The following is a 9,827-nucleotide window of genomic DNA, read 5'->3' on the forward strand; positions in this document are numbered from 1 at the left end:
ACCCGCTCTATGTCTCGCTCGCTCGCCTCGGCTTAATCCATGGCTTTGACGGCAAACGAGTGCCGTAGTGCGCGGCATCCCGCTGGGGGATCCCCTCAGGGGAACATCTCTAGTGCATTCTGTTGATATGCATCCAAGCAGTCGCAAGTGGAAAAGTACGGCCGCGGCGGTCCTGGGGCTGCTTAATGATCTGGATCCGTACAACTTTGAACCTGGCACGCCAGCCGGTGCGCCGCACGACGAGTACGAGAACGAGGCGCACTCCATAGCTAGCTTGCTGTTCAAGAGCGGGTCAGTCAGTAGGAGTCAGGTGGACGTGATTTGGCGGGAGTGGTTTCAGGAACCTCTAAGCGAAGTCATCGGTGCTGTGAAGGCTGATCGCTTCTGCGTCAACCTCAACTCGATCGCTGACTCGGCCTAACGTCCCGGAATGTTCGAAAGCCGATCGCTCTTCGGGCGGATAGATCAGGTTGGAGTACAGGTCAAAGGCGCCGTGCTAAGCCGGTGCCGCAGGTAGCTTCGTCCCAGTTGGTCACCCACATCGTTGAGGGCTGCCTCATAGTCGCCGCGATCGAATACGAGCGGCCCAACATGAGTGATCCTGTCTTCCTCCTGAGACTCCTCCGGCTCGTTCTCAGTACTGGGCGGACCGTCATGACAGAAGTCGCTCCAAACCACTCGATCGGTTTCAACTTGGACGCTTACGCTGATCCCACCGCAGCCCTCGTCAAAGCATTCACCGCAGAAGTAGAGCCAGACACGGTGTGGAAAGAACTCGCCTGAAAGCTCCCCCTTCAGTCGACGAATCTGATCTTGGGCGGCGCCGAAGGGCAATTTGCGTCGTCGTAACAGAGTGATCTCGTACTGCTCCAAGTCATCCGTCTCGAACACCAGTTCCCGAAGGAACCGACCATCCACGAGAAAGTCAAAACCACCGCTCGCGTCAGGGCAAAGACCAAACTGATTCATACCGGTACCGATACCTTCACTTGTCTCCTTCGCACGTCTAGGACCTCCGGGAAAGCTCGCTAGCTACTGGCACTGCTAACGGGGACCCAACCGCTATTACTGTCTTCTACCCCAAGAGTTTCGACCGAGGCGCCATCTCGTTCCATTTGCCTCGATGATCAGTTTGCGAACAACGCCGCGGCCCAACAGGCTGCGCCGCTCACTGATTCGGCCTCCTCCCTCGAGGTATACCAGCATTGCAAGACAGAGCTTTCGCAATGCTTCCTCCCGGTATTCCTCGGCGTCCTCCTCATTATCTTCTTCATCGAAGACCATGGCCTGCACGTTCAGCTCGGGAACGTGGGCGATCATGAATGAACCGCCGTCAGCTCCGATGATGACTGAGCGCCCCTCGCTCGTGCGGCTAATGACGAGTGAGCCGTAGGGCCAGTCTTTGTGATCGGCATTCACATCGGCCGTCACAAGATGCTCATCGAAGACTTCCGGGACGACGCGTCTGAGCATGGCTCTCATATCGATAGTCACGGTGACAGTTTCGCAGACCGATGCCATAGCGACACGCTCCACCAGGAGAATCAGACAGCTGCCACCGAATGACACGCTTGAGGATCCTGCAGCGGGGTCATAACCATAAGGCGTTGACGGCTTGGCTACGTTCGATGGTCATCAGCCGGGGCCACTTCTAGCCGTCCGGCCGGGGCTAAGACGGCTTGACACAATCAGATGTCACTGCTTCGGTCGCCGGCCGCCGCGGCGGCCGCGTCCTTCCCGCCACCCGGGAAGCGCGCTGTCCAGGAGCTTTACCTTCGCCGGGCCCATCACGCCGTGCCGGGCACTGATCCGCTGGCTATGCAGCCATAGACCGAGGGCCCGCTCCTGCTCGTCAAGGGTTTTCTGATGCCGGGGCCAGTCGCCGCCGCCTGCACGGAGCTGGATGAGCTCTTCGAAACGCTGCCGCCAGCGGGCTTCGTCCCGGATCGCCCGGGCGGACGGCCCGTACCACCCGGGAACGACCGAGAGGCCCTCACGAAGTTCGGCGGAGAGGGTGCCGGCGGCCGCCTCGCGCCGGCACCTGGCCAGCCACACGCTCAAGGTTCGTTCCCGCGCCGTCGCCCCACTGGGGGCAGGCAGTCGCCCTTCAGCCTGGTGCAAGGCGATTACGTCGGCCAGGTTCCTCATCGCAGCACGACTGGGCCCGGGTTTCGCCGCGGCCAGGGCACGGCGATGCTCCTCCCGGAGGCCAGGCTCCTGGCCGGCGGCTTTCTGCAGGTGGAACCTGACGGTGCTGGATGGAACGCCGCACAGTGCTGCGATCTTCGCTGAAGGCAGGCCCTTCCGGTACATGAGCACCCATTCCGGGTGAGGGGCGGTTCTATGCTTGGTCATGGTGTCAGCCACGGACAGGGTCCTAGCGTGGAGGGTGTTCGCCGACAGGTGTCATGGCGTCGAACCGTTCCATGTCATCCAGGTACGCCGGAAAAGAAAGCTCCCCGGTCCGCTTGTCCACGATCGTGCACGGCTTGCCGACAAGTACACAGTCGGGGTCGCCGTCGACGATGTACCGGCGACCGCCATCGATCAGCATCCAGGCAACGTCGTCTTCATAGCCGTACTCGGCGACCGTGTACTCCCCGCAATCGTCGGGGGCCCAGGTCGGGCCTATCCGGTCAAGGGCGATCTGCCGGGCCTGTTCGAAAGTGATCATGGCCGGCAGACTACCCTGACTGCCCGAAAGTAGCCGAACTATTCGCCAGCCTTCGGGTGGCGCTCCCTTATCTTCTGTAAGTATTCGCCCGCAGTCATGTCGCCGTTCACGAATGCATTGATGTTTTCGACGATCTCGCGATTCGGTTCCAAGCCTGAAAGGGCCCAGCTGGCCATTGTGTCGATTGTCAGCTCCCGTTTCTGCTCAGGGGTCAGGACGTGGTCAGGTTGCCCAGTGGAGGTAGATGACGGCATGCTGCGCTTGCAGGGTTCATTCATGGAGGCCTCCGGGTGTCGGCTAGTCATTCGATTTTATCGATGGTGCGGGGCCGGTGGGCTGTTCTGATGTGAAGGGAAGTGTCCTGAGGCGCCTAAATCTGGCAAGCATCCGAGAACTGATACCCTGCGCTGTTCCTTGGCCGGTCGTCCCCACTCTGAGACCATGAAAGCGGGGTGCAGAGGGCGGACCAGATGCCTGATGCTAATGGGAAACCCTTAGCATCCAGGGACGAAACGATTCTGCGGATGCGGCGTGGAATCCGGATGGCCGATCTCCGGTTCAAATTGGACGAGCTACAGGAGCGCCAGACGGGAGGCGGCGGCGCGGCTGGCAGCGCTGACGCCGCCGAAACTGCCTTCTCCTTTCGACACTTTGCGAATGCCGGACGGAAGGCTCCGAAGGGATCCGGAGAAGCGACTGGCCCAGACAAAACTTCCGGCACCTGAGGAGTCTGCCGAGGATCGCCCCATCGGTCGTCGCGCTTCAGGCGCGGACGATATGTGCCAACTTGGATGCGAGCATCGAGTAGGCGCCCGCCGCGGCCTCGTGCTGGCCTACCCGTATGGGGCAGGACCTGGAATATAGGATGAACCGGTGACAGAAGAGCCTGCCCTGCCCCGCCGATTCCTGACCATTGAGCAGGCGGCCGATGAGCTGAACGTGAACCCGAACCAGATCAGGGCGCTCCTCAGGACCGGGGAGCTTCGCGCAATACAGGTCGGGGGAAGAGGCGTCTGGCGCATCGGGGCCGCCGACGTCGAGGACTACATTGCTGAGGCCTACCGCCGCACCGCGGAGCGGATCGCCGCCGGGGAACTGAAAGATGAAGAGCCAACCGACGGGGGAGGAGCCGAATAGATGAACGCAGACGCCTCCGGTGCATTGAACCTCGGACATCTTCTCCAAGCTGTCGGCTTGGCACCGGTTTCCATGGGCAGCGCAGAATGAATTCCGACTGGAGATAGGCCTGACCGGGTGTAGCGGTCTTGGTCGTGCATCTGAAAACGTCCGAACAAGTTTGGTTTTGTGATTGGCTGTGCGCCGTCGGCGGGTTAGCCCCTTCTGGCTCGAGCAACATGCGCGAGGCGGCTCGCGAAGTAGATGATGGCGACGACGCTCACTACTGTCAGAATCCACGTGCCATCCATGCTGAGCGCGGGGCCGCTAGTGCACATGCTCGTAGCGCCAGACTTGATTGAGTCAACGCACTCGCCCCCTTTATACGCCAGAAGCGTTATGTTCACGGTGATCAAGAGGAGGATCGCGCCGGCCCAAGGCCACCATCGCGGTGAACGGAATCTCGGCGTTTCATCCATGCAGTCACCATATCGGCGGAGCCGAGTAATGTCTGCCCCTGAAGGTTGGCTAAGAGCGACCTACCCCGCGAGCATCTGAGCACGGTACTGTACCGGGCTCAGACCCTTGAGCCTGGTTGATCGGGGCCATTGAGTTTGGTCTGGTGGTAGAAGAACGTGGAGCGGGTTAACCCGGCCACGTGCAGTGCTCCCGTCCGCCATTGTCAGTGGTGCTTGGCATCCTGACGCCATGAAGCGCGTGCACCAGCCACCCGTCAGCTCATTCGTTGCCACAGACCAGGTCCGCACCGAAGTTGGCAGCCGGCGCCTCGCACGGCCTGAGCGTGGTACAGCCGCCGAGATGTTTAGTAGCCTTAGTAACTAGTATTGCCGTTACTCGTTACTAATGTTACTATTTAACGTATGAGCACACGAGAATCTACTGCCCTCCCGGAGCGCCGTGCCGCCGAGGCCGCCGAGGCCCTGGCTGCCGAAGGGCTGCCCGTCACCAGCCGCGCCGTGCGGGCACGGGCAGGCGTCTCCATGGCCGTCGCCGCCGAGGCAGCAGCAACGTGGAATGAACGCGAGGCCGCCCGGACGCACATTCCTGATGCACCGGAGTCCGTCACCCTCCGCTTCGGGGGTATCTGGCGCGAAGCATACTCAGCCGCGCATGAAGTTTTCGCCGCTGAGCGCGACCGTCTCCGGGCCGCCGAGGAGGAGATCGGTTCCCTCACAGCGGACCTCACAGCCTCGGACGCTCGGGTCGCGGAACTCGAAGCCGAACTGAAGCAGGTCAAAGCCGACGCCGAGCAGGCGGCGGCTGCAACGGCGGCCGCCCATGCTGCTGAGTTGTCCGCCGAACGATCCCGCGCAGACCGTGCCGAAGGCGCCCTGGACGCAGTGACTACCGAGCGCGACCGGCTGTTGAAGCAAATAGAATCCGCCAGCCCGCCGGCCGGCGACTGACGGCGGAGCTGACCCAAGGCTTCATCGACGATAGGAGTGCGGCATGGCGACTGACATCGAAGGCGGCGTCGCGCGCATTGAAGCTGCCCTCAATACGCCGACCCTGAAGCTGCTTGACCGTAAATCCGCTGTCATTGCCATGCCGCTGCTGTCGGCTGTCTTCCCTGATGATTCCCAGCCGGTGCAGGTGGAACAGTTCCACACCCGGATCGACGCCCTGCTGGATGACCTGCGGGCGGGTGGGTGCACAACCGTCGTGGACGGCTGCTGGGCCGACTTCGGCCGCGACATCGACTCGATCCTCATGGGCCCGGAAGCTTACGAGGCGTACGAACCCTTCGGCACCGAACTGGACCAGACAGGCCGGGCGCTTCGGGCAGGCAACCGGAGGCCGGTGGAAAGGCTCACAGCGGAAGAGAGGGTCGTTTACCTGCGTCTCCTCGATCCGCAGCACACCGGCCACCGCCGCGTCGAGCAGGAACGAATCCCGCTCGCCCGGGCACTGGAAGAAGTCGAGCTGGTCCGCCGGAGGTTTGACCGGCGCGAAGTCGCCGGAGCCTTGGCGTAAGTTGGGTGCTGTTCGCAAAGTCACTGGAGGAGAGATGAAGAAGAACGGCCTGGAATTCAACATCACGCTTCCAATCCGGCGTTCCAGCGAACGTGTTCAGTCTTTGCTGCTTTTCATTTAGAATGAACAAGCCCAACGAATGAACGGAGGCTGCCTCTTGAAGAAGATGGTGGCGCGGGATCTGTCTCAGCGCCTGAAGGAGTACGGTCTCGGCTTCGCGGGGCAGGTGGACCTTGGGGAACTCTCGGCGTGGGATGCGGTGAAGACCCTCCTTGTCAGCGCCAAGGAACGAGCAGAGGCAGAATTCACGGTTGTGTACGCGCCGGCGCCTACTGAGGCGGCGCTCATGTCGTCAGGACTTGAGCGCTACAGCCCTGATTGGCCCCAGGTATTGCTCGTGGGACCGCGGGTCACCGAACGCAGTGCCGAGCGCTTCCGGGCCACCGGAGTCAACTACCTCGATGCCGCCGGGAACGCGTTCATCGTCTTCGACGGCGTGCGCATCGACGTGAGGGGACGGCGCGCTGATCCTGCATTGAACGCGGCTGACACCGGCCTGGGCGCTGTCCTGAGCGGGCCCAAGGCAATCGCGAGCCTGTTCACCGCCAAGCGTGCGCAGGTCATCTTCGCGCTGCTGTCCTGGGAGGAGTTACTCAGCGGCACAGTCCGGGACATCGCCGATGCTGCCGGGGTATCCGTTGGCCAGGCCCAGACCACCCTGAAGCTCCTGGAACAGACAGGCTTTCTTCATGGACGCCGATGGGCGAACCCTCACGAGCGTGACAGCCTTATTGACCAGTGGACGGCAACGTACCCACTGAGCCTTGGCGCACTCTCGTCGGCTAAACGGTTCTCGGGTGACTTCACAGACCTTGAAGCCGCCGACCGGCCGGTCTACATCTCCGGCGAGGCGGCTGTGCCTGAAGTACTGCGCGGCGCACAGTCTGTGGTGTTGTACAGCCCTGAGACCCCCACGGAATTGATCCGCAGGGGCCGGTGGCGCCGTGACGAGGAGAACCCCACCATCTTCCTGCGCAAGCAGTTCTGGAACCCGCCCGCGTCTGAATCCACTGCGCCAGGGCGCAGAATGCCCGAGATACGCCGTGCACCGTGGCTGCTGGTCTATGCGGACCTGATGGCCTCCGGCGATGGCAGGCTGCGCGAAGCGGCGCAGCAGTTCAGGGCCAGCCAGTGATCGACCTCTCCCTAGTGGAGCCGAGGCTGCTGGACATGATCACACCCGTGGTCGACGAGCTCCAGGAAGCGACCGGGCTTGACCCGCAGTGCGTCCTGGTAGTGGGCGCAGCCTGCCGCGACGTCCTGCACGCAGCTATGGGACATACCTTCGAGGTCAGGGCGACCAACGACGTTGACCTGGGCATCGCTGTGCGGGACTGGACGGTCTCCGACCGGATCGAGAAGCAGTACGAACGCATAGGCGACAACGGCATCCGGTACCGCATTGCCGGGCTTCCCGTGGATGTCATGCCATTCGGGGAGGTCGAGGATCCTGACGGAATCTCCAGCCCAGCAGCGCGCGGAGAAGACCTCGTGGTGTTCGGCTTCCAGGATGTCTTCGAGCGGGCCGTGGCCCTGGAACTTCCGGGCGGTGCCGTCGTGCGCCTCCCGCAGCCGGCCGGATATGCTGCGCTGAAGATGCGCGCGTGGATCGACCGCAACATGGACAAAGATGCCAAAGACTTGGCTCTTTGCACCTTCTGGTACCAGGAGTCTGGTGCAGTAGAAGACCGGCTCTTTGGCACCGAAGCGGGACTGCAGATCCTTGCCGCCGTGGGTTGGGACGTGCCTGTCGCAGCAGCGAGGCTCCTCGGCGTCGACGTCGCTGAGCAGCTGGAGACCGCGAACCACTCTGACCTGATGGAACGCTGGTCCGCTCTCGACATGAACATTCTGGCCCGCGACTTCGTCCTGCCGGCGGGGGCCGGGCGCATATTCAGACGGGAAGCCGCGCACTCGTATGCGGGAGAGCTCGGACACGCACCCTGAGCAAAGGACGCCGACAGGCCTGAAAACGAGCAGGAGCTCTCTGTCAAATAACCTTTGTCGCTAAACGCTGACGTAGGTTATACCGGCAACTGGGGCTATCCGGGCGCTCACGGCCGGACCTGGAGCTTGGAGAACCGTGGAACGAGCGCGACGTCACGGCCCAGAATTCTAATAGCCTGCATGGCGACGACCAGGGACACCGCGTCACCGCGTTCGAGACGGACGATGATCCCGCGGGTGACCTTTAACTGCCCAGCCATGTCCTGCTGCGTCAGGCCAGCCTCTTTCCGGGCGTCGCTGATGGCGCTGCCCAAAGAGCGCGCGTCCACGGCACGGTAGAACGGTGTCACCTCAGGATGTTCGATATTTCGGACATTGGCTCCCCGCAGCCAAGGTGTCAGGTGTGGCCCGGTAGCGGACGGTGTGGTCTTTGTTCCGGGCGAGGGCTGCTCACTCCAGGGCGATTAGAACACATATACACATGTGGAGAAGCCTGTGGAGAACATTTATTCGATTGCGTCCGGGATCGGTTCTAAGATTGATGAGTGATCAAGGCTGGTTCTTCCGAGGATATGGAACGGATGGTCGCGCGCCTGGATGCCGACAAGTGCCGGCCGATCGATGACACCTCGCCGATCCAGGACTTCCCCAAGTACGGCAGGCCCTTGGTGCAGGTTGGCAGGATCTACGGCAAAGCAGTGGCTTGGACCCACAGTTACGGCCTGATCGAGTGGTTAGATGTGTCCGGCAAGTACCACCTGGGCTGGGCGCATTCGGCAAGCATCAAGCGCGTTCCGGCGGAGGAATGGAAGGGCAGCAGTGGGCTCTAGCCGTTAACCTAGGCGCCCTTGCGAAGTAGATTCCCTGGATGCCGAGCCCTGAGCCCCGCCGCTTAGAAGTTCTAGGAAGTCATAGGGGTTCTAGGAATCTTCCTATAACCACCTATGACTTCCTATGGGTAGTTATAGCTGCGGTTGCGACCTGCGAAGACCCGTGCTGAAAATCGCGGTTCCTTACCGGTCAGTGCGGGCTTCCTTCCAGGCGGTGCCCATGAACGGAGTCCTTCGCTGTAGCGGCTCTCTCGGAGATGATGAAGACAACGGGGAGGGGCTTGGCCATGTCTGATGCGGATCAGGAAGTACAAGCGTCACGGAAAGAAACCATTCTGCGTATACGGAGAGGAATCCGGGCGGCCCGGCTTCGGATTACCCTCGATAAGATCCAGGGGCGTCAGACGCCGGAGGCGGTAGTACGACTTGCGCAGCTAAAGCCTCCGAAGTTGCCGTCCCCCTTCGTCACGCTGAGAACGCCCGACGGCAAGCTTCGGACCGATTCGGCGTCACGGAGAGTTCTGGCTATGCATATACGCCGCAATATCCTTGCTGCGCAGTTGAGGGTCGCCTTGGACAAGGAACGGGGCAGGGTTACTCCAGAAGCCGTGACGAGGCTGGCCCAGATGGAGCTTCCATCTCTGAGGTGAAGGATCTTGGCGCCCCCGCGGGGACAGGCGCTAAGGCTCACCCGCGTGCAGTAGGCATCCCGTTTCCGGCGGCAGTCCTCGAAAAATGCACCAAAAATGCACCACAAGGGTGCTAGGAATGCAGAAAACCCCCGGTTTACCGGGGGTTTTCTTTGGCGGTGACGGTGGGATTTGAACCCACGTTGGCTTTTACACCAAACAACATTTCGAGTGTTGCACCTTCGGCCGCTCGGACACGTCACCAACCTGAATAGGGTACCGGAGCATGGCGCCCATCCCCAAAACGGGGCTTGTTCAAGAGGTCCGGGACGCTGACCCATGCTTGAGGACGATCCGCGCACAATGCCAGTGCTGCCGGGGCGGATGCTGCGGCTCAGATTGTCGGACCCGGGTTGGATGATGTGGGTATGGGTTTTGGTGGGGGTATCGGGTTGGCGGTGGAGGCTGTTGGGGGCTCCGTCGCGCGGTTGGATGCGCTGGTGCGGCAGGCTGCTGCCGGCCCGGGTTCCGCCAGTGCTGCCGGCCCGGGTTTTGCCAGTGGCGCTGTTCCGGGGA

Annotated in this window: 13 protein-coding genes and 1 tRNA gene; 7 read left to right on the forward strand and 7 right to left on the reverse strand. The window is 61.9% G+C overall.

What is annotated here, in order from left to right:
• Window positions 1-112: 112 nt before the first annotated feature.
• Window positions 113-421, forward strand: a complete 309-nt coding sequence (locus ACIQCM_RS13660) for a hypothetical protein (protein ID WP_400633683.1) — start codon at window positions 113-115, stop codon at window positions 419-421.
• A gap of 44 nt (window positions 422-465) precedes the next feature.
• Here ACIQCM_RS13660 and ACIQCM_RS13665 read toward each other — a convergent pair whose 3' ends face one another.
• From ACIQCM_RS13665 to ACIQCM_RS13685, 5 genes are all read right to left on the reverse strand, one after another.
• Window positions 466-969 (reverse strand): hypothetical protein, encoded by a 504-nt coding sequence (locus tag ACIQCM_RS13665; RefSeq protein ID WP_400606829.1) that lies wholly within the window; start codon window positions 967-969, stop codon window positions 466-468.
• A 96-nt stretch (window positions 970-1,065) separates the two neighbouring features.
• On the reverse strand, window positions 1,066-1,494 hold the full coding sequence (locus tag ACIQCM_RS13670) for a hypothetical protein (protein WP_400606832.1): 429 nt from the start codon (window positions 1,492-1,494) through the stop codon (window positions 1,066-1,068).
• 201 nt (window positions 1,495-1,695) lie between these two features.
• Window positions 1,696-2,355: a helicase associated domain-containing protein gene (locus tag ACIQCM_RS13675; RefSeq protein WP_400633684.1), complete on the reverse strand. Its 660-nt coding sequence runs from the start codon at window positions 2,353-2,355 to the stop codon at window positions 1,696-1,698.
• Window positions 2,356-2,377: 22 nt separating this feature from the next.
• Window positions 2,378-2,674 (reverse strand): hypothetical protein, encoded by a 297-nt coding sequence (locus ACIQCM_RS13680; protein WP_400606837.1) that lies wholly within the window; start codon window positions 2,672-2,674, stop codon window positions 2,378-2,380.
• A gap of 38 nt (window positions 2,675-2,712) precedes the next feature.
• A complete protein-coding gene (locus tag ACIQCM_RS13685) occupies window positions 2,713-2,952 on the reverse strand; it encodes an antitoxin VbhA family protein (RefSeq protein ID WP_400606839.1) in 240 nt (79 codons plus the stop codon).
• A 595-nt stretch (window positions 2,953-3,547) separates the two neighbouring features.
• On the opposite strand from ACIQCM_RS13685, the gene ACIQCM_RS13690 reads away from it, so the two are divergent.
• The 5 genes from ACIQCM_RS13690 (at window position 3,548) to ACIQCM_RS13710 (ending at window position 7,792) form a co-directional block, all read left to right on the forward strand.
• Window positions 3,548-3,811 (forward strand): helix-turn-helix domain-containing protein, encoded by a 264-nt coding sequence (locus ACIQCM_RS13690; RefSeq protein WP_400606841.1) that lies wholly within the window; start codon window positions 3,548-3,550, stop codon window positions 3,809-3,811.
• Window positions 3,812-4,671: 860 nt separating this feature from the next.
• Window positions 4,672-5,217: a hypothetical protein gene (locus tag ACIQCM_RS13695; protein WP_400606843.1), complete on the forward strand. Its 546-nt coding sequence runs from the start codon at window positions 4,672-4,674 to the stop codon at window positions 5,215-5,217.
• A gap of 43 nt (window positions 5,218-5,260) precedes the next feature.
• Complete coding sequence (locus ACIQCM_RS13700; RefSeq protein ID WP_400606846.1) at window positions 5,261-5,785, forward strand: Wadjet anti-phage system protein JetD domain-containing protein; 525 nt, start codon at window positions 5,261-5,263, stop codon at window positions 5,783-5,785.
• Between the two features lie 139 nt (window positions 5,786-5,924).
• The gene (locus ACIQCM_RS13705; RefSeq protein WP_400606849.1) at window positions 5,925-6,980 is read left to right on the forward strand and encodes a type IV toxin-antitoxin system AbiEi family antitoxin; all 1,056 of its coding nucleotides are present in this window, start codon (window positions 5,925-5,927) and stop codon (window positions 6,978-6,980) included.
• Window positions 6,981-7,015: 35 nt separating this feature from the next.
• Window positions 7,016-7,792: a hypothetical protein gene (locus ACIQCM_RS13710; RefSeq protein WP_400606851.1), complete on the forward strand. Its 777-nt coding sequence runs from the start codon at window positions 7,016-7,018 to the stop codon at window positions 7,790-7,792.
• A 107-nt stretch (window positions 7,793-7,899) separates the two neighbouring features.
• Here ACIQCM_RS13710 and ACIQCM_RS13715 read toward each other — a convergent pair whose 3' ends face one another.
• A complete protein-coding gene (locus tag ACIQCM_RS13715; protein WP_400606854.1) occupies window positions 7,900-8,142 on the reverse strand; it encodes a helix-turn-helix transcriptional regulator in 243 nt (80 codons plus the stop codon).
• A gap of 195 nt (window positions 8,143-8,337) precedes the next feature.
• Here ACIQCM_RS13715 and ACIQCM_RS13720 point away from each other — a divergent pair, with 195 nt between their 5' ends.
• On the forward strand, window positions 8,338-8,622 hold the full coding sequence (locus tag ACIQCM_RS13720; RefSeq protein ID WP_400606857.1) for a hypothetical protein: 285 nt from the start codon (window positions 8,338-8,340) through the stop codon (window positions 8,620-8,622).
• An 803-nt stretch (window positions 8,623-9,425) separates the two neighbouring features.
• Here ACIQCM_RS13720 and ACIQCM_RS13725 read toward each other — a convergent pair.
• Window positions 9,426-9,515: transfer RNA gene (locus ACIQCM_RS13725), tRNA-Ser, on the reverse strand.
• Window positions 9,516-9,827: the final 312 nt, after the last annotated feature.

The organism is Pseudarthrobacter sp. NPDC092439 (genome assembly GCF_044754945.1).
Lineage (GTDB): Bacteria > Actinomycetota > Actinomycetes > Actinomycetales > Micrococcaceae > Arthrobacter.